Source organism: Leptolyngbya sp. Heron Island J (assembly GCF_000482245.1).
Classification (GTDB): Bacteria; Cyanobacteriota; Cyanobacteriia; order Phormidesmidales; family Phormidesmidaceae; genus Leptothoe.
In genome coordinates this window covers 218,673-237,906 of sequence record NZ_AWNH01000115.1, presented here as the reverse complement: position 1 = coordinate 237,906, position 19,234 = coordinate 218,673, and the positions used below count along the sequence as shown (strand labels likewise).

16 protein-coding genes and 1 CRISPR repeat array are annotated in these 19,234 nt (G+C 49.2%); of the genes, 8 read left to right on the top strand and 8 right to left on the bottom strand.

From position 1 onward, the window contains the following. Positions 1–9 precede the first annotated feature (9 nt). On the top strand, positions 10–387 hold the full coding sequence (locus N836_RS71395; protein WP_006515159.1) for a PadR family transcriptional regulator: 378 nt from the start codon (positions 10–12) through the stop codon (positions 385–387). A 116-nt stretch (positions 388–503) separates the two neighbouring features. Beyond that, positions 504–1,025: a cofactor assembly of complex C subunit B gene (locus tag N836_RS71390; RefSeq protein ID WP_036054987.1), complete on the top strand. Its 522-nt coding sequence runs from the start codon at positions 504–506 to the stop codon at positions 1,023–1,025. 159 nt (positions 1,026–1,184) lie between these two features. Here N836_RS71390 and N836_RS71385 read toward each other — a convergent pair whose 3' ends face one another. Next, positions 1,185–1,490, bottom strand: a complete 306-nt coding sequence (locus N836_RS71385) for a DUF3155 domain-containing protein (RefSeq protein ID WP_023076905.1) — start codon at positions 1,488–1,490, stop codon at positions 1,185–1,187. Between the two features lie 289 nt (positions 1,491–1,779). On the opposite strand from N836_RS71385, the gene N836_RS71380 reads away from it, so the two are divergent. Further along, a complete protein-coding gene (locus N836_RS71380) occupies positions 1,780–3,102 on the top strand; it encodes a GAF domain-containing sensor histidine kinase (protein ID WP_023076904.1) in 1,323 nt (440 codons plus the stop codon). On the opposite strand, the gene N836_RS71375 is transcribed toward N836_RS71380, so the two are convergent. Further along, the gene (locus N836_RS71375) at positions 3,071–4,549 is read right to left on the bottom strand and encodes a hypothetical protein (RefSeq protein WP_023076903.1); all 1,479 of its coding nucleotides are present in this window, start codon (positions 4,547–4,549) and stop codon (positions 3,071–3,073) included. The genes N836_RS71380 and N836_RS71375 overlap by 32 nt on opposite strands. 60 nt (positions 4,550–4,609) lie before the next feature. After that, the gene (locus N836_RS71370) at positions 4,610–5,017 is read right to left on the bottom strand and encodes an AbrB family transcriptional regulator (protein WP_023076902.1); all 408 of its coding nucleotides are present in this window, start codon (positions 5,015–5,017) and stop codon (positions 4,610–4,612) included. Positions 5,018–5,284: 267 nt separating this feature from the next. Here N836_RS71370 and N836_RS71365 point away from each other — a divergent pair, with 267 nt between their 5' ends. Together N836_RS71365 and pyrR are read left to right on the top strand one after the other, a co-directional pair. Beyond that, a complete protein-coding gene (locus N836_RS71365; protein WP_023076901.1) occupies positions 5,285–5,716 on the top strand; it encodes an Rrf2 family transcriptional regulator in 432 nt (143 codons plus the stop codon). A gap of 173 nt (positions 5,717–5,889) precedes the next feature. Beyond that, the gene (gene pyrR, locus N836_RS71360) at positions 5,890–6,429 is read left to right on the top strand and encodes a bifunctional pyr operon transcriptional regulator/uracil phosphoribosyltransferase PyrR (RefSeq protein ID WP_023076900.1); all 540 of its coding nucleotides are present in this window, start codon (positions 5,890–5,892) and stop codon (positions 6,427–6,429) included. A 6-nt stretch (positions 6,430–6,435) separates the two neighbouring features. On the opposite strand, the gene N836_RS71355 is transcribed toward pyrR, so the two are convergent. The 3 genes from N836_RS71355 to N836_RS0139890 form a co-directional block, all read right to left on the bottom strand. Next, complete coding sequence (locus N836_RS71355; RefSeq protein WP_023076899.1) at positions 6,436–7,728, bottom strand: glycosyl hydrolase family 8; 1,293 nt, start codon at positions 7,726–7,728, stop codon at positions 6,436–6,438. A 163-nt stretch (positions 7,729–7,891) separates the two neighbouring features. Then, complete coding sequence (locus tag N836_RS71350; RefSeq protein ID WP_161635061.1) at positions 7,892–10,153, bottom strand: tetratricopeptide repeat protein; 2,262 nt, start codon at positions 10,151–10,153, stop codon at positions 7,892–7,894. A 143-nt stretch (positions 10,154–10,296) separates the two neighbouring features. Next, on the bottom strand, positions 10,297–11,730 hold the full coding sequence (locus N836_RS0139890; RefSeq protein WP_152532310.1) for a hypothetical protein: 1,434 nt from the start codon (positions 11,728–11,730) through the stop codon (positions 10,297–10,299). Positions 11,731–12,223: 493 nt separating this feature from the next. Between N836_RS0139890 and fni the strand changes: the two genes are divergently transcribed. From fni to N836_RS71335, 3 genes are all read left to right on the top strand, one after another. Further along, positions 12,224–13,285 carry a type 2 isopentenyl-diphosphate Delta-isomerase gene (gene fni / locus N836_RS71345; protein WP_023076896.1) on the top strand — a complete coding sequence of 354 codons (1,062 nt, stop codon included), beginning with the start codon at positions 12,224–12,226 and terminating at the stop codon, positions 13,283–13,285. Positions 13,286–13,333: 48 nt separating this feature from the next. After that, positions 13,334–15,154, top strand: coding sequence for a signal peptide peptidase SppA (gene sppA / locus N836_RS71340; protein ID WP_023076895.1), 1,821 nt, complete (start codon positions 13,334–13,336; stop codon positions 15,152–15,154). Positions 15,155–15,669: 515 nt separating this feature from the next. Continuing rightward, positions 15,670–16,425, top strand: a complete 756-nt coding sequence (locus N836_RS71335; RefSeq protein ID WP_023076894.1) for a hypothetical protein — start codon at positions 15,670–15,672, stop codon at positions 16,423–16,425. 231 nt (positions 16,426–16,656) lie between these two features. Then, a CRISPR array of direct repeats spans positions 16,657–17,809; the repeat unit is 35 nt; unit sequence GTTTCCGTCCCCTTGCGGGGTTTTGGAAATGAAAG. 248 nt (positions 17,810–18,057) lie between these two features. Here the strand turns inward: N836_RS71335 and cas2 are convergent. Together cas2 and cas1 are read right to left on the bottom strand one after the other, a co-directional pair. Beyond that, positions 18,058–18,333: a CRISPR-associated endonuclease Cas2 gene (cas2, locus tag N836_RS71330; RefSeq protein ID WP_023076893.1), complete on the bottom strand. Its 276-nt coding sequence runs from the start codon at positions 18,331–18,333 to the stop codon at positions 18,058–18,060. Next, positions 18,333–19,214, bottom strand: coding sequence for a CRISPR-associated endonuclease Cas1 (gene cas1, locus N836_RS71325; RefSeq protein WP_023076892.1), 882 nt, complete (start codon positions 19,212–19,214; stop codon positions 18,333–18,335). The genes cas2 and cas1 overlap by 1 nt, the downstream gene beginning before the upstream one ends. Positions 19,215–19,234 lie beyond the last annotated feature (20 nt).

The window sequence follows — 19,234 nt, the reverse complement described above, 5'->3', positions numbered from 1 at the left end:
CAATACACCATGAAGTTTGAGGACATTTATCAGTTTTTTGAAGATCCCCCGCCTCTATATCTCAATAAAGAGTTAGCGGTTTGTTATGTGCTGTCAGTGCTCATACGTCGCGATTCTTACGGCACTGAACTTATCCATGCCATAGAGAATGAGTATCCTGACTATCGTTTGTCAGATACAGTACTCTACAGCGCCCTCAAATTCTTAGAAAACCAGGGGGCCATCATGGGCTATTGGAAAAAGGTTGAAGGTCGCGGTCGTCCTCGCCGAATGTATCGCTTGCGTCCTGATTGGCAAACAAAAGCAAGAGAACTTGCTGAACTTTGGCAGCGCTACATTCTAGGTCAGCGAAACACTACGCCTAGGCGTCGAGCTATGAGTTCGTAATTTTAGCGGCACCAGTATTTTACTGGTGAAACGTATCAGCAACAGCTACTGAGCAGCTACTGGGGTATAGTCAATGTGGCTCAGTAGTTGTTTTTTGTTTGCTAAGGATAGCTGTTGTGGAAAGTACAGTCAGTCAATCAACCTTTTTCCTAACTATGCTGTTAGGAGTTGGGTTGTTCTTTTTTATTAAGGCAGCTACTAAAGATCGAACCGAAGTAGCCGAATTTTTAACGGAGCAATCACCAGATGTCTTGCACCAAAAGCTACTTAATTATTTTCAAAATCGCGCCTATACATTAGCCTCAGCAACTCCAGATTCAGATGACTGGATAACATTGACAGGCTTAGTCAGACCCAGCGTTTTTCTGGCAATTTTTCTAGCTTTTCTAGCCGCTGTTGCACTAATGTGCTTTGCCCTGGTGTTAACCACTCTATTTAGCGGTTATGGCGCGCTGTTTTTCATTCTGGTCTTATTAGCCCCAGTGGCCGCTATTGCCTATTGGAAACAAGCTAAACGGGAAGAACAAATTGCTTTTCGCATTGATGATACTGAACAGGGATGTACACTAACTGTCCGTGGTCATCGGGATGAATTGATTCAGCTGAGGTCTCAAGCTCCCTTCAAATCTGAGCCATAACTTCAACTAAAATTTGAATGACCTGCTGCAAAACAGAGCAAAATACCTATTAGCAACATCTCCACTAAAAAGGGAGGCACAAATGTTACGCCTCCCTGGTAATCTTTTAGAGGTTTTGTTTGAACTGGTGAAGTACTATCTCGTACTTCACCTTCCCTTCTAGCCAAGAACGACTTCTTCTTCCTCGCCGATCAAGGCTCGAAGACTAGGAAATAAGAAGTGGTTTTCTTCGACATACTGAGCACCGAATAATCCCTTTTCTGCCCAGAAGTACCGGTCGGTGGTATGCTCGTTACGCTTAACCAGTAATACAGCAGGTGGTTGAATACCCTCAGAATGGATAAAATTACGAGCCGCCGTAACCGGCTTAGCTTCTCCACTCTCGATACTGTACTGAGGAACTGATTCTAAAATACGACGCCCTTCGAGGCGACGACGGCTTTTACGCTTGCGTCTCCGTGCCAAGTTGCTTGACCTCCCATCGATAGTTTGAGTAGTGGATTCGTGTATTGATAGTTACAAAAACACTTAACCCAGCAAAGTATATCGGTTGTGCCTTAGATTTTCAACTTCTTTTAAAATTGTGGTGTGTATTCTGAAAGTGTGCTGGTCACTACCATCCTCCAAAGTTAAGGGCAATACGACCCTCTATAAAGTTTCTGATTATCTTGATAAAAATTAAAATTTATGTAAATTTGTCCGGACGGGGAAAATAACCTAAGGACTGCTCCATTGACCGATTCAAGGCTAGACTATGCCAGCCAGTGCCGAATTAGTAGATTTATGTCAGGCTCACCTGGAATTACTGCGCCGCACGTTTGGCGAGGTGTCGTCTGTTGTTTATCTTACCCTGGGTGTAAATCAGGAGTCTGAGCCAATATTGGTTCCCATTGCTCAGGTGCCAGAGTCCAGTGATTTTCAAGATTTACTAGATCCAACCAGCCAACAGATTGCGCTGCCTCCATCGGTAATCAATACCTTATCTCCAGGGGAGTTAGCTGGAATTGAGCGCCCTGATCCAGATATGGGTGTAGAGCGACTAGTAGTCCCTCTTATGCATCAAGAGATCGTCATGGGCGTCCTGGTGATGCTGCGTTCTGATCGCCCCTGGCAAGCCAGCGAACAGCAGTATTTACAGACGGTTTCGACCGGCTTGGCGGCTGGCTGCTTTTTGGATCGGCAAAATCAGTGGCTACGTCAACGACTAGAGACAAAGCAAACCTTACAGGGAGAACAATCGGAAGTTTTTCACAACCTGTTGCATCAGTTTCGCAATCCTTTGACGGCTATTGGCACGTTCGGGAAATTAATGCGGCGGCGGCTTTCTCAAGATGATCCTAACTATCGGCTCGCAGATGGCATAGTCCGAGAAAGTCAGCACCTGAATGAACTAGTGACCGATTTTGATGCAGCCGTTGATATTGGAGATGCTGATATCGCTCAGGAGGCTAATCCTCCGTTGTTATCAGACGGAAATGAAGCTACTCCAAAGCCGCTTTTACCGGCATTAGGCCGTTCGTTGGAACCTGGTCCCCAGTTTTTGGGAGATGTGCTGCACCCCCTAATTATGGTGACTGTGGCTGCCGCTAGTGAGCGCAATCGGCAGTTTTGGCATTCACCTATCGAAAACTTTTCTGAGCAGTTAGTAATGGTTGATGCTCAGGCACTGCAGGAAATCGTTGCTAACTTATTAGATAATGCGTTCAAATATTCGCCTCCTAATGCCTGGGTCTGGCTGTTAGGCGGCGTGGAAAAGGAAGGTTATCTAGGAATTGTTATTGGTGATGGTGGCCCAGGCATACCGCTTGAGGATCAAGAGCACTTATTTTCTCGGCATTATCGGGGCATACAGTCCCAGGGCACCATTTCTGGTACCGGTCTGGGGTTGGCAATTGCTAAGGATTTGGTCACTCAAATGGGGGGGGCAATAGATTTGGTCAGCCCCATTTTCAGTCAAGACCCTCCTTTGCCATGGGTCCCCCCCCCTTTACATCAATGTTTATCAATGGATGAGAGGGGGACAGTTTTTGTGGTGTGGTTACCGGTTATGGACGATCAGCAGTCGTCGTCGAGGTAGTCGGTTTAGCCCCTGACGACCGGACTGATGTCACCCGTCGTAACGCATCAAACCAGAAATTAGATCCCATGGAAATGGCTACTCCAGTGACCACCCAGCCTAGCCAGTGTCGGGGAATCGGAAAAGGCCAGTCAGCTTCTAGAACCGCTTGGGTGGCCAGTAGCTTGGGTGAACGACCAATGGGCAGTGCATAGTCTGAAAGTGTGGTTTGTACGGCATTACCCAAGGACTGGAGGTCATCCCTGAGGGCACCGCTATCCTCTGATGGCGATGCCATTGCCTCTAGGGATACCTGATTAACCGTTTGGATAACACTGGTGCGGACCGCTTCATCGACGGTTAGTCGATTGGCGATGTAGAAGGTATCGGCATTGACAATGGCCGCGATCGCAACCCCAATCAAAATACCCACAATTTTTGAGTTGCGACGGTATACCCCCGAAGCGCGATCCATACCCCGGTCGTACCACTGCTCTACTTCGGTCTGAAACATTTTGAGCTGATCTTCTGCAGCATCGGTACGACGGCTAACCCGTTCGGCTAACAGGCCAAGACTTTCCTGTAGCTTGAGGGGCAATTTACCTTCAAGGTTTTTGCGGATGTAAGCCAGCTCGTTAGAACGAGGATCGTTAGGGTAAGTGAGTAGGGACAGTAATTCTTTGAGATTAGGCTGCAGCTGTCGGACCAGCCCTTCAGCCAAATCCATACCGCCGGATAACTGCGATCGCAAATACCCCAGGCGACGAACAAAAGCCTGAGTTGCCCCATAACTCTCAGGTAACACCTGAGCCCCCTGATCAGCAAAATGATCCAGCTCTGCTAGCACTCGATCAGCAATTTGAGTTAGCTCTGTACGCCCGGTGCGATAGTCGGTAAATATTTTTTCCAGGGATGCCTCCAGGTTACGCAACTCCACATCCAACAGAGCACCATCGCCAACAGCTGCCCGCAACGTGTGAAGCGTATCCCCCAAAGGCAGCATGATTCGTTCCTGCAGCAACCGTTTAAGACGGGCCTCGACAATTGACTTCTGCAACCCTTCCAACTGCAGCGTATCCATCAATGTTGTCGCAAACGCCTCTGACGGAATATACGAGGGACCAGATGTTTCGGTCCCAAATACATTACGGGTACGGCTAACAAGCCGATAAATACGACCCGCAGCATGGATTAACCGTCGGGCAGAACGAGCAATGACACCTTGAGCCTCATAGTTTAAGTCACGCACCATAGGGCTGCTATAAAGCTGATCGGCTAGCTTTCTTGCCGCCCGTCGATCGGCTAGCTGCCCCCCTGCCAACAGCTGTTCAATCGAATACTTGAGATGTTCGGCTCTCCACTGCAAGAGAGTACTCACAATCTCGTGTACCTCACTAGCAATCAAACCCAGGGCCATATAAACAAATATCAACCCCAGGGCCACATCTAAAACTACTGGCAACCCCATAATATTTCTGAATTAAAGCTAGAAATTCAGCCTACTAATGATGACATGATTAACCATCACTTATTCATCATCATCGTCATTATCATCATCGTCATCGACATTGAGCTGCTTCAAACGAATATGTTTACGACCTAGGGAAATTTCAAATTCATCCCCAGGCCTTAAACCCATCTGCTTTGTGTAAGCAGCCCCAATCAATAAATTCCCGTTCGATTGCACAGTAATTCGATAGCTGGCGCTACGACCGCCGCGACCATTACCTGTTTGAATACTGTCTAATTGAATACCTTCAGCATCAATCAGCGCATTCATAAATTTCATCATATTCACACGGACAACATCATTCTTAGTCACCGTGTAATAGCCACAGGCTTTGGCTTTCTCCTCTCTAGAGAGATGCTCTAAGTCTTTAACTTTCTTGAGTAGTATCTTACCAGTTAATGGATTCGAATTTGACGGTTTAGCCATTCACCCACATCTCTAACGCGAACACGTTTAGAAAACATATAACGAGCAGAATCATACATGATTCAAATGCGTTTTTGCACACTGTTTGAATTTATTTCTTGATAATTGTATTAAGAGTTGATTTACCTAGTAATTTCTTTAGAAGAGAATCATTAGGCAGGCTTCTTATGTTAACTTTTCTCTGATTCTCCCTGGCCTATCCTATTGACCTCAGTTCAGATTCACACGTTTCTAAACCTTAAACTTGGCTGAGTCTCCGCCCTAACCATGAAACTTACAACCCGCGGACACTACAGTGTAAAAGCCATGCTCGATTTGAGTTTGCAACCCCATTTAGCACCGGTCAAACTAATTGCTCAGCGCCAAAATCTACCCGCTCCCTACTTAGAAAAATTACTAATTCAGCTACGTCGAGCAGGCCTAGTTGAATCGGTGAGAGGGTCACGGGGAGGTTATCGCCTGGCCAAGGCACCCAGCCAAATTTCTCTCGGTCAAATTCTAGATGCGGTTGGCGAACCAATTACCCCATTAGAATTGGCAGCGCCTGAAAAAGCAGAGGATTGGGTAACACTTACCCTGTGGCGGCGGCTCCAAGAAAAGCTACGGGAAACACTCTACAAGATTTCGCTTGAAGAGCTATATTACGATGCTCGCAGTTGGCAAGCAGCTCAAGGTGAAGACACAAATTTTATGGTTTGAGGCTTGCCAAGGGTGGAGTCTCAGCTATGGTTATTAAACTAGGTTTTGCCTAGCCGCTTGAGGCCTGAATCCGTGAGGTGCTGATTTATCCTCATCCCAGCCGTAACGGCTATTTTTAGTTATTTTTTTGAAATAGCAACCGTATAAACCGCTTTCACTTTGTGCCTTACACCATGGCCGATCAGGTAGTTGAAATTCTTTCCGAAGAGGCGATTCGCCGTACCCTAAACCGTTTGGCCTCTGAAATCATTGAACGTACAGACCATTTAACCGATCTAGTACTGGTGGGTATCCATACCCGCGGAGTGCCCTTAGCCCACACCATGGCCCAGCAAATGGAACGGCTGGAGGGCATTCAAATACCGGTGGGAGCGCTCGATATTACCTTCTATCGCGATGATCTCGATAAAATCGGGACCCGCACACCCGCCAAAAGCAAGCTGCCCTGTGATTTGACTGGGAAAAAGGTTGTCTTGGTGGATGATGTCATTTTTAGTGGGCGGACCATCCGCGCCGCCCTCAATGCTGTGCTGGAGTATGGTCGACCTGATCTGATCCGCCTGGCCGTGTTGATTGATCGAGGCCATCGACAGCTCCCCATTCACCCTGACTTTATTGGCAAATCGTTACCCACCGCCCGAGAAGAACTAGTGAATGTGCAGCTAATGCCAATGGATGCCAAGGATACGGTAGAGCTGTTAAAGCCAATATAGGGGGATTCAGGTCGGCGAGTTGAGCCAGTCTGTTGGTACCCACTCTGGGGGATATAAACCCAGCCAGGCCAGATTTTGGGTATAGTACGCGGAATCTCCATCCCAAAAATCGTTAGGATCTGCCAGGGCTAATGTGTTAGCGCGGATTGACTCAGCGGCGTCAGTGTCTAGATGACGCGCAGCCTGATAAACCATGGCATATTGGGACGTGGCTCCATAATCAACCATGGCCTGACCGGCTAGATCAATTTGAGCCGGTAGCTGTTGAGACTGTCGCCACATGTCTAACAAGGACGGTAAATGATCGCTCAAATAGTGACCGGCTGGTGCCGCTTGAAACCAGGCTAAATCTAGGGCCACCCGCCACCAAACACGATAGGCATCAAAGCCATAGATACTTTTGATCAAGGCGGTGTCGGGTAACTCTCGGTAGTGGGGAGCTTCACTGTGGAGTAAAACCCAATCGCTGGGTAATCCTAGCTCCGAGATTTTGGCACTCTCTTCCAGCATGCGGTAGCCGGTGTGTACGAGTTCTAACCAGTCTCGTTGGTCGTCTATTTGAGCAAAGAGACGAAAGGCATAGGGAGCGATGTAGGACGGGTTCAGGTACCAAACTTCGGGAGATGGATGGAACGCCTCCAGCGGACCAGGTAACAGATAGCGCCCTGATAATTCATCCTGCAAAGAGATATCAGCAGTCGAAAACTCCCAAATATCGTTGAGTTTTATTTGAGCCAGATCCAAATAGTCAGGCTTTTGCCAACGGCGGGCAGCCATGATCAAGGCAGTTACCGCATCGATATCGGCATCAGTGGCAAAGTTGGGATCTAAAATCCCCCAGGTTTCCGCCTCACCAGGGGCTCCATCCGGTCCCCACTTCCAGGCCCAAAGATGATCGATCAAGGCTCCGTCAGCATCATATCTGGCCAGGTTTTCTTCGCCCCATCGCAGTACCTGATCGAAGGTCTCTGGATCATCAATCAACAATGCTCGGAGCATGGCATAGGCCTGACCTTCGGAGGTTGTACGCTGATCGTCATTTTCCCAGTCAATGACGCGACCATCGGCTTGAATAAAGCGATCGCGATATCGCTGCCAGGTTGTTTCAAAAAAAGGACGGTCAACCCCTAAGGCCGCCGTCGCAACCTTAATTGTGGTGGGCATCTGGGTGGGCAGCTCATAGGCAGCTTGCGATCGCACCGGAATCACACAGCTAGAAATCAAAATACTAACAATAAACCCCACAAGCGCCAGACAGCCCCAGCGCTTTATCCATCTCAAAACCGCTCTAGACAACATTTTCGTCCCATCCTTTGGTCTGGCCTGGTGTTACTGTCTTAACAAATAAAAATGGTTCTCAGCGTCATTAGTTGCCACTTAGCCCAGTGTCAGACCCTAGGACAACGTCCTCGTGCTCGCACACTGGCCTCAAGCTCAACTGCCGCCTGGGTGCCCCCCACCATTAATAACGCTCCCACACAGGCTGGAACCCTCGATGCAGCAACAGCCTCTCCTGAATCAATAGCTCCTGGCGTTCTAAACCAATACTGTTGGGCACCCGACTCTGCAATGCACTAATCTCTTCTAGAGCCTGCAATGGCCGATCTTGCGCCACCGTTAAGCTAATGGAGGCCTGACGTAGATTGATATCATCCGGAGCCAGCTCAATCGCCTGATCATACAAGCGCCGGGCTTCTTGATAGCGCAGCTGACGGAATCGCACCCCAGCCAAGCCCACGATGGCATCAAACTGCTCCGGGTTACGCTCCAGCAGAGTATTGTATGCCGCAGCTGCCGTTGAGAGATCGTCAGTATCTTGAGCAATCTGCCCCTGGAGCAAATAAGCCTCTGGAGCATCAGGATTATCAGCCACCAGTTGCGCTGCCGCCTGATTCGCCGCATCTGGATCGGTCATGGCCAGAACTTGGATTTGCCGCTGACGAACCGCAATCGATCTGGGGTTGATAGCCAGTAAGGTGTCATACAGCTGACTACGGGCCGGATCAGCTGGCAGGGAACCCACCAAGCTGTAGAGTTCAGGGGGAGTATCATTGGCAGAGTGACTGGCTAACCACTGGTTTAGAACCGATTCCGCCGTCTCCACCGCAATAAATTTACCCTGGTAGGCCAAACTGGTTTGCCCCAGAATTTTGGCATCATTGCCAGGATTGAGGGCAATAATCTCTTCATACAGGGCTAGCGCCTCGGCATAACGTCCCTGTCCCTGATAAATGCCCGCCAGGCCTTGTAGGGCACCCGTCACCACCTCATTGTTACTGGTAGGGTCATTAATCAGCTGCTGATAGATCGCAATGCTGGTGTCGATATCATCCTGGCGGCGAGCCTGTTCAGCCTGGAATAGCAGCACAGCTGGATCATCCCCGGCATACAGCTGCAGCTGCTCCTGGGCCAGGTCTAGCTGATTTTGCTGCAGGTAAATCTGCCCCAGACGATAGTGCAGAAAGGGCTCGGCTGCAGTCACGGCCAGCACCTCCTGATAAAACGTGATCAGCTCTGCATCAGGGGGATCAAGACGGGCTAAGCTACTGGCAACGTACCGCAGCTGGATAGGGTTCTCAGGTAAGTTGACAGCCAACAACCGCTGTCGCAGTTCCTGAGCCGAAATTTGAGCCAGCTGCCTCTCCCAAATACTGGTCTGTACATAGAGACTCACGTCGTCGGGGTACTGGGCTGCCAGCTGTCGATAGGTGGCCAAGGTAGTCGGCTGGCTGCTGGGATAGCTACCCAGGGCCGCTGCTGCCTCACGGGCCGTTCCCACCGTCAGACTAGAACTGGAGAGGACCGCTTTATAAGCCGCGATCGCCCGCTGCTGCACAACTGGCGTATCAGTATAAAACGTCATCCCCCGCAGCGCCCGCGCCACCACTAACGGCTGTCCTTGGATCGTATCCAGCAAGGCTAGCCCTTGCTCATATTCGCGATTAGCCGCATAGGAAGTCGCCAAGTCTGCTTTAATCTGGGCCTGCTCAGTTGGATCACCATTGGCATCTAGAAATGCTGTGAGCACTGCGATGGCCTGGCCAGGATTATCCTGCCGCCGCAGGGCAAAACTATAGGCCTGGGCCTCAAAAACCGTCAGACGTTGGCCCGCATTGATATAACTTTCAAACAACTCAACCGATTGGGCAGAGCGGCCACCATAGGCAAATACCTGGGCGGCACCCACCTGAGTCGCCCAGGTCGGATTTTGCTCCAGGGCAATGTCATAGTCAGCGACGGCCTCAACTAGGCGACCCTCATAGAACAACAGCAGGGCACGTTGCGATCGCACTTCCCCATTTTGCTCGTAGCCCGGCTGGGCCAGCAATGTCGTCAGCGACTCAATCCCCACACTGCGCCACTCTGGTCGATAGGTGCCCAATACTCCCAAAGTCTCCAGGGCTTCAATATTAGTAGGCTCCAACACCAGCAACCGTCGAAATGCCTCAAACGCATTCGCATCCTGGCCCAGTTTCAAATAGGACCGAGCTAACCCCAGCTGCGCCGGCACAGAATTAGGATACTGCTGAACCGCCTGACGAAACGTCTCCAGAGCCGGAGCAATCCAGCCCCGCTCAAACAGCACATAGCCTTCTTGCACTAAAGCAGGCTGATTTTCCAAATTAGGCAGCTGAGCCAATGCAGGTTGAGCCAACATCAGCGGCGTAGCAGTCAATAAATTCAAGCCCAGGCATAACCCTAGCGTGCGACGATACCAGTTCATAACAATCATGCTTCCTATATTTTGGCGGAGAGACGTTGCAAGCAACGTCCGTACGTTGAGAGAGGTAGGGTGGGCATAGCCCACTAAATCCTTAAGCCCACCGCATCCTTAAGCAGTAGGACAGGGAGCCAAAACCCACAAGATCAATCAAAAAGCTCTAATAAATCCCAATCAGCCCGAATGCGGACGCCCAGAATCGCCTCAGAAAACTCATCCCGCAGTTGTAAACTCACAGCAGCCCTGGCATTGGGAGCCAGCCGAATGTCGTAGAACGTTTCCAACACATCAGGCCGATCTCCCTGTCGCCGATCATCATCGCTGAGCTGACGACCATAGCCGATGCCAAAGCGATCATCGTCTATAAACAAATCCAGGAAATTAACCCCAAAACTATAGGTATCTCCAGAAATATCTAAATCCGTATTGCGGTGATGACCATAGCGACCAAATAATCCCGCATTCAGTTCGGGGATAAACCACTCAGCATTAATGCCATAAGACTCTTCACGATCCCCTTCCTGGGGACCAAAAACACCATTACGGCCCAGCTGAAAACTCTCGGGGATGCCATCACGGTCACCATCATCAGTGGCCGTCACATAGGTGCCACGCACAATCAAATTGCCAACGTTAATACCCAGTTCACCGGCAAAGGCATCAAAGTTTAAATCATCAAAACCGCCTGATGAAAAAGTAGTCGCCTTGAGAATGACCTCATCAATGGGTCGCCAGTGCAAGAGGGCAGCGGGCTGGGACTCTAGTTGGGTTGCCGCCAGGGCAGGATTCGTCTGAAAAACCGGATTAATAAAGTGGGTCAGACTATCTTTAGCAAAACTATTACGATCAAAAAAGGACGTCAGCTCGATCAGACCCACGGCCCCGCGCAGACTGGGCAAATTAGGAGGCGAAGCAACGACATAAAGTTCGCTGACATTAAACCCTGTGGAGTCAGTATCCGAAAAGGCATTTCCTGTGGACAGATCAACAGCCCCAACCACCGCCACATTGGACTCAAAAAAATAGTGACCATATACCCGCGCTCGGGCCGAAAAATCATCCCCCTCTTGAATGGCCGCAGTTTGTAACTTTAGAGAGGGAGGCGTTAAAGGCCCCTCAAGCTCCACCAATTCCCCCTCTGTCATGCCATCCGTTGGTGATTCTGAACCCGAGAGCGGAGCCAGCACCCCAGGTTCCTGCTCTCCGACGGAGCTGTCATCAAAGAAAAAAGGAGCTGACGGTGCAGCCAGTTCACTGGTATCTTCCTGGGCCAAAAAGAATACATCGGTAGCAGTCTGCGCCGCCGCATTTTCAACCACCCCGCCCTGCACCGTTGCAGCCTCGCCCTGATCAGGCGCTGTCTCATCAGGTACGGTCTCATCAGACTCTGCATCAGCGGGCGCTTGGTCTTTGATACCCGCCAACAATTGGGATAATAAAGTAAGATTTTCGGACTCTGCCGATTCTGGAGTCCCTTCTACAGGTAAGGCCATCACTGGAGCTGCAATTACCGCTACGGCCATCCATATCATCCAGGACACCAGCGGTAGTGCCTGAAAGTTCCTAGCGATATCCCTCATAGTCCTTTCCAATAATTGTTCGTGTCTAATAATTTTTGGCATCGCCACATCGTGAAACCGCTTGACCTTAAGCACTGGTCAAACCATTCCAAACAATCAACAACCGCCTTTCTAGATAGTTTTTGTAACCCTGATATCGATGATGGATAAGCATCTACACATCGGGTCACCATCGGTATTCATCCCATAGTTGGCCCATCGGGTTAAATCACTAGCCTTACCCTGGAATAACAAGATGCTTAATTCACCATCTTGTTCCAAAGCAGGCATAAACTCTTGCTTTGAGCTGTATTGTTCTTATGTAAAGACATTTAGGCTTCATCTGTGCTTTACACAACAATTGTTGAATTCTGAGTAAGAAACGTGGGGGCCGCCTGTAGATGTAGCCAAAATACCCTGGCATATAGCATGAATAATCGTTGACTAACGATTATTGATTCAACCGAGGGATTACTTTAGATAAGGAAAGATAAGCAAAAAGTAAGCATACGCCGTGGGCCAAACTATCAGCGTGGACAAGACGAACCCTGGAACCATTCAGGATCGCAAAGCGGACCATCTGCGCATTTGTCTGGAGGACAATGTGCAATGTCATCAGATCACCACTGGTCTCGAAAAATATCGCTTTCTCCACTGTGGACTGCCTGAACTGCACTATGACCAGGTGGACATTAGTACGACATTTCTAGGCAAACCTTTGGCCACACCGCTATTGATTTCCTCCATGACCGGTGGTACGGAACAGGCCCGTTTGATTAACCAGCGTCTGGCCGTTACGGCTCAAAAATTTGGCTTGGCCATGGGGGTGGGCTCTCAGCGAGTGGCGGTGGAAAAGCCAGAATTAGCCTCCACCTTTGATATCCGTCGCTACGCACCAGATGCGCTACTGCTGGCTAATTTGGGCGCAGTGCAGCTCAACTATAGCTATGGGTTAGACCATTGTCAGCGAGTGGTAGATTGGCTCAAAGCGGACGCACTGATTTTGCACCTCAATCCGTTGCAAGAATGTGTCCAGACCCGAGGTGATACCGACTTTAGCGGGCTGATGACCAAAATTGAAACCCTCTGCGCCCAATTGCCGGTGCCGGTGATCGCCAAAGAAGTCGGTAATGGCATTTCCGGCAGTCTGGCCCAAAAACTCATTAATATTGGCATCTCAGCCATCGACACCGCTGGAGCGGGGGGAACCTCCTGGGCCAGGGTAGAAAGCGAGCGGGCCGAGGACGTCAAGCAGCGTCGCTTGGGGCAAACCTTTGCCGATTGGGGCATACCCACAGCTGACTGTATTCTAGGCGTCCGGGCGATCGCACCCGACATCCCCCTGATTGCCTCCGGTGGACTTCGCAACGGTTTGGATGTGGCCAAAACCCTGGCCCTGGGTGCAGACATCGCCGGTATGGCCCTACCATTCCTCAAAGCCGCCGACCATTCCGAAGCCGCCCTGGACACCCTGGCCGATATCCTGATTGCCGAACTCAAAACAGCGCTTTTTTGTACCGGACAAGGAAATCTTAAAGCCCTTAAGCACAGTCAGGTTCTACAGCGCTTACCATAGAATAGTCAGGCTTAAGCCAGACTTCCTAACCATTGCCCACATCCCACCATGCGAGACTTCTTCAAATATGCAGCAGCTAGTGCCCTTGGCACCCTAGTTGGTTTGTTCAGCCTAGTAGCGCTGCTAGGAGTGGGGGCATTTGGACTGGCAAGCTTTTTCATCAACTCCGCCACCACTGAGGCTGAACCTGAGGTTGAGAAAAATTCGATATTGGTCTTTGACCTATCCACCGACATTGTTGACGCGGTACCTTTCTCAGGCCCCGGTGTTGTTCTAGAGGAAACCCTTTACGGCAGCACCTATCGAGCCATTTCTCTCAACAGTGCCTTAAAAGCAATTGAGATTGCCGCCAAGGATAGTAATATTACCGGCATTTACCTCACCGGCAATACCAATGCTGGTTTTGCCACCCTCAAAGAAATCCGGGCAGCCTTGGAAAAATTTAAAGCCGATTCCGGCAAACCGGTATTAGCCAACAACACCGTCTGGGGTGAACGCGACTATTATTTAGTTTCGGTGGCAGACTCGTTATATCTAAATCCAGCGGGCCTGATTGAATTAAACGGATTCAGCGCCGAGATTCAGTTTCTCGCCGGAGCCCTAAGTAAATATGGTGTGGGTGTGCAGGTGTTGCGGGCCGGTCGCTATAAGTCAGCCATTGAACCCTTTACCCGCTCCACCAGCAGCCCAGAAGAGAAACAACAAACCCAGGCCTTGCTGACGGATCTGTGGCAAGAGTTTTTAGCCACCTCCAGTGAGGCCCGAGAAACCACTCCTGAGACCATGCAGGCCATTGCTGAAAATCAAGGGTTGTTGCCTGCTGCCGAGGCCGAGACCGCTGGGTTAATTGATGATGTGGCCTTTTATGATGATGTTGTATCCGAACTGAGGGAACTGACTAAGCAAACCAATGCAGACTGGGTAGAAGACGAAGACGATTTTACCCAAATCAGTCTTTATCGCTACAGTCAGATTCTCCGTCCGGAGACCGGCAAAGACACGGTAGCGGTGGTCTATGCCAGTGGCGAGATTGTGGATAGTGATAGTTCTGCACCGGGGCTGATTACCTCAGGCGGTCTCTCCGACACGCTGCGTCAGGTGCGCCACGATGATGATATTCAAGCGGTGGTACTGCGGATCAATAGCCCTGGGGGCAGCGCGATCGCATCCGAGATCATTGCCCGTGAGGTAGAGCTTTTAGCTGCCGAAAAACCCGTCATTGTTTCTATGGGCAACTTCGCCGCCTCAGGAGGCTATATGATTGCCGCCCCTGGCGATCAGATTTTTGCCACCCCCGGTACCATTACGGGTTCAATTGGTGTTTATGGTCTACGGCTCAACTTTAAAGAGATCGCCAACCGTAACGGGGTAACCTGGGATGTGATCAAAACAGCCAAACTGGCAGATATCAACACCATTAGTCGCCCCCAGAGTGAAGATGAACTGAAGCTGCAGCAGGGCTTTGTCAACACTCTGTACGATCGCTTTTTAGAATTAGTTGCCGACGGGCGTGAACTACCTAAAGCAGAAATTGACCAGGTCGCCCAGGGTCGGGTATGGTCAGGCACCGATGCCCAAGCGGCGAATTTGGTAGATCAGATAGGAGGATTGCAGGATGCGATCGCAGCCGCTGCCGAAGCAGCCGAATTAGACGACTGGCAGGTAGAAGAACTGCCCAAGCCCCCCAGCTTTGAAGAACAACTATTTGAAAGCATCTTTGGAGCAGGGATAGTGGCCAAGCTACCCTGGGCGCAAGACCCCATTTCTCAAGAATTGATACAGCTCCGGGAAGATCTCACGTTGTTAAAGACTCTCAACGATCCCCAGGGTGTTTATATGCGACTGCCCTTTACTACCGAGATTGAGTAAACAATCAAGATGAGGTAAGGCAGGAGCAGTTAGTCTTGCCCAAATAACAAGCCGCCCATCCCTGAATGCCACATTCTTGTTGCAGAAAATAGCGTGTGCTGTACCGTTTACGAATCCAAGCTCCCGTGGAACAGTAGGTGGTTTTGTAATGACGTCTTATCTAACACCATCGCAGTGCTCCGCATATCCCCAAAGGATTAGGGTGAACCGTAAAGGTTGGTTGAGGAGCGAGATCTCACTGAGTGGCTACCGGATAATAAGTCCTGATGTGTAGTGTTTGCTTCCTAAAATTGCCAGCCTAGCCTCCAACATCAATTTTTGGTGAAGATTAAACGACAAAACCCTCTAGAGAAATCGTGAATCTTCTGATGTCTACAGTAAGAAGATCACTCTACGATTAGTAGAAATATCGTGAATCAAAATATCCCCGCTTAAGGCAGGGATGAATGTAGATATGCTCCCACATCTATTTCATCCCTTGAGTAAGTAACGTCTTTACTTGGAGGTTTTATAATATGCGTAACAGCTTTAGGCTGCTTTTGGGCAGCCCAATCATTGCAATACTACTCGGAACAGGTAGTGCTCAGGCGGGAACGATTATACTGGATGACTTTTCAGCCACACAAGATGTTGGGCTTCTAGATATTTCTGGTTTTATACCCTCTAGTAGTCAGACTGGTCCTAATAGCAGTATTTTAGGTGGATTTCGGGATCTAGAAGCATTGGGAAATGCAGACAATTTTCTGGAAACCCGCTTAAGAGTAGATAATGGTGTACTCAGTTTTAGTAATAATGTAGACACTCTTGGAGCTGGGTCAATTGTTTGGGACGGCAATGACGATCCGACTACAGTTGATTCAATAGGCTTAGGTGGGATTGACATTACCCAAAGTGGGGGTACGGACCTAGACGGGATTTTTCTAGATATTCTCTCTGCTGACCTTGCTGGCTTAGAGCTTGCGTTTACAGTCTATGATACCAATAACAACACCTCAAGCCTTGCCCAAATCTTTGATACTCCTGTTGCTAACTCCTCTCCCTTAACCGCAGGATTTCTCTTTTCTGACTTTGTTGGCAATGCCGACTTCACCAATGTGGGTGCCATTGAGCTAGCGATTGCCGGCCCTGAAGAAATCGATGCTACCATTGACTTGATTGAGATTGCCCCATCTGAATCAGCTGATGTGCCAGAGCCCATGCTCTCCATCTTTGCCTTAGTAGGAATCTCTATCCTTGGCGGCAACTCTCTTAAGCACAAGACTCAGGCATAACTATCAATCATTGCCCATAGTCAAATCTTTCGTAATAATGACGCGATCGGAACGCTGTTGTATTGGTGGTGTCTCGTAGGTGAGTGAGTATTGGAGTTGCTTGATAGGGGTGTACGCAGTGCGTATGCCCTATTTTTGATGCAACCAGTTCTACGCATTTTGCCCCCTTGCGAGGTTTTAGAAATAAAAGACTGACTATCTCTAAACCCTTCGACCATGGGCTTCCCAACCAGTTCCATCCCCTTGCGGGGTTTTTAAAATGAAAGACGTTTCGGGAGAGTTTCCCATTGTGGGTAATAGCTCTGGGTTTCCGTCCCCTTGTGGGGTTTTGGAAATGAAAGAAGTACTTTCTCAAGACCCTGGTCAAACTGGAACTTCTAGCATTTCCGTCCCCTTGCGGGGTTTTGGAAATGAAAGTAGCAGCCCTTTTCCTAACCCCTTGGGGGTTGAGTTTTGAGTTTCCGTCCCCTTGCGGGGTTTTGAAAATGAAAGACTAATGCAACTAATGCTGCCTATGGCAATTTAATTCTCGTTTCCGTTCCCTAGCGAGATTTTGGAAATGAAAGATGCCTTGAAGCCGCTATACAACAGCAATATGTTGGTTTCCGTCCCCTTGCGGGGTTTTGAAAATGAAAGGCGAGACACTCACAGTTGGCCTAGTTGATGGTGTTCCGAGTTTCCGTCCCCTTGCGGGGTTTTGGAAATGAAAGTGGGCACTTCCTTCTGAGATCCCCATCACAGGAATCTATAGTTTCCGTCCCCTTGCGGGGTTTTGGAAATGAAAGAACCTTGGCACAGTTTTTTGATGTACCTGCCGACGATTATGTTTCCGTCTCCTTGCGGGGTTTTGGAAATGAAAGACTTAAGTTCGTTGCCACTTTTCTTGTCGGCTTCGCGATCGCGTTTCCGTCCCCTTGCGGGGTTTTGGAAATGAAAGAATAATTCCTACCTGCGCGGGGCAACCATGGTTGTTGATGGTTTCCGTCCCCTTGCGGGGTTTTGGAAATGAAAGGTCAATGCAGCCTTAGAGGACCGGACCAATACGCTTGCAGGTTTCCGTCCCCTTGCGGGGTTTTGGAAATGAAAGAGGACCTAGACCTAGACCTATACTTGAGTGATGCATTCTTTGTTTCCGTCCCCTTGCGGGGTTTTTGAAATGAAAGGTTGACAAAAGGTCTAGTGGGTATTGCTGTTATTACTGTGTTTCCGTCCCCTTGCGGGGTTTTGGAAATGAAAGTGCTGTTTTACTATGGGTTGATGTGTTCAATAACTTGCGTTTCCGTCCCCTTGCGGGGTTTTGGAAATGAAAGTTATGAAAGAGGAACTAATCAAACTGTTGAGTTACCATTGTTTCCGTCCCCTTGCGGGGTTTTGGAAATGAAAGGCACTTTTTCAGAGCCTTTGCCAGCCGGTCATTCCAATATAGCAAAACGCCACTTCAGAAATCTACAGCTTAAACCACACTCAAAAAAAGCATGAAGCCCAATTATTGCCTAGCGAAACCCTGACGAAATAAGGTCCCGCCACTTCACAACGAAACTATAAGGTTTTCAAGGTCCAACCTGAAGTGGCCCGTGGCCCATATAGGCAACATAATAACGTACAAAAAAGCCACTAGCCGAAATTTAACATTTAGATAATATACGCACTGGGCAGTGGCTCAGGCGGTGAACTCCCAATAGTCAACGTCCTAGGTAACGCATCCTTAGCAATCCAATACAACCTAACATCATCCTCATCTGCATTGACCCGCCATTCTATCGCCTGATGTAATCCCTCCATTTCTCGAAGCGTCAAAAAACATTCAAATACACTGTACTGCACCCTACGACCATAGCCCTCCAAAAACGCAGCCAGCTTAGTTCGCCGCTTATCATCAGGAATGTCATATACCACCAGCACTAACATCAATTTGGCCTACGATAAACGCCATAGCTTGTATTATTCAAAACAGCTTGTTTATATCGCCTCACCTGAAGCTGTATCACCCGCCGATAAGACACCATATCTACAACATCTTCATGCAAGACAGGCTGACTCAGTCGATCCTCAAAACGCTGTAAAAATAACTTTCGAGCTGTTCCCTGTAAGTAAACGCCCCCTTGCTGATTGGGCCAAGTAAAGTCCGTCGGGCTAATCGATTTTCGATTAATTAACCGAATGACAAGGGCATCTACAATGACAGACCGAAACTCCTCGATCAAATCAAATGCCAAAAACGTTTGCTTGCGTTCAGACCCGTGCAAATTCCCCAAATACGGAGTTAACCCTTCCGCCAAAATCAAACTCAAAATATAATTATGCAGCAGCGTATAGCCAAAGCTTAACAACGAATTCGTCGGATCTATCGGTGGCCGACGATGACGCCCCTTAAACCCAAACCCTGGATTCACAATCAGCTGGCCCAATGCCTTAAAATATCGCGCGGCAGCTGCACCTTCATGCCCGCGCAACCCATTGATTTCATTTGCGATGGCCACCGCTTCCAGGTCATTATTTAGCCCTTGAATTATCTCCGCAACGATGTCTATTTTTCGCTTGCGATTCAACCGTAACAACAATTGTCTGGAATTTTGTACCTTGCCAGTGACAATGGCACGGGCCGTCTCCAGACAAAATACCGGATCTTGCTGCCGCTCAAACTGCGCCATCACCGCCTGCATCCCTGCCGCCTCAGCACTCCACAAATGGCCCTTATAATCCCCCATCTGGGTCAAGTAGACCACCGTAATCCGCTGTTCCAAACACACCGAAATTACCTGGGTAGTCAGCTGACAATTACCAAACACTAAAATCCGTTCTACCTCCC